General features: G+C 48.2%; 1 protein-coding gene. It reads left to right on the top strand.

Annotated features, from left to right (window positions below; translation table 11 throughout):
• Positions 1-524 (top strand): metalloregulator ArsR/SmtB family transcription factor (locus R7Q48_RS27190; protein ID WP_318133360.1); only part of this gene is annotated, 524 nt, incomplete at its 5' end.
• Positions 525-730 lie beyond the last annotated feature (206 nt).

Here is a 730-nt window from a genome sequence, read left to right as displayed (position 1 = left end):
TGGGTGCTCGCCAGCACCTGCAAGGTTTAGAAGATGAGGGCATCCTGTCGATTCACGATGTAAAAGTCAAAGTCGGACGCCCTACTCGCCATTGGTCTTTAACCCAGAAGGGACATGAGCAATTCGCCGATCGTCATGGCGAACTCACCATCCAATTTATCGAAGCCGTGGAACACATCTTCGGTAAAGATGGCCTCGACAAAGTTACCTCCGAGCGCGAAAAACTGACTTTACAAAACTATCGCCAGCACCTCGACCAATGTGAGTCTTTAGAAAGCAAGCTGGAAACTTTGGTTTTTCTGCGCGAAAAAGAAGGCTACATGGCAGAGCTTGAACAAGATGAGCACGGCTTTATCTTGATCGAGAATCACTGCCCGATTTGTAAAGCCGCCACGCGTTGCCCTAGTTTATGCAAATCTGAACTGAGTGTGTTCCAGTCCTTACTCGGAGACGACACGACCGTCGAACGTACCGAGCATATCATTAGCGGTCAACGTCGCTGCGTTTACCGAATCCGCGCTTAGATTTCGGCCCTTTCGCTCTCTCTTATAAATGAGACAGGCCAATGATTCATCCTTTACCCTGATTCCTGTGGTGTACGCTTGTAGTATTGAACACGAGTATCCATATGGATTTGGAGAAAGGGATGAGAACTCTACATACTCACGTAACGCAAGTATTGCCCTCATTTGATGAACTGGTTCAGATGGCCGAAAGCGATCCAGAAGGC

It is taken from the genome of Vibrio sp. 378, assembly GCF_033339435.1.
The sequence above is the reverse complement of the archived record's forward strand: the minus strand, read 5'-3'. Positions and strand labels throughout refer to the sequence as shown.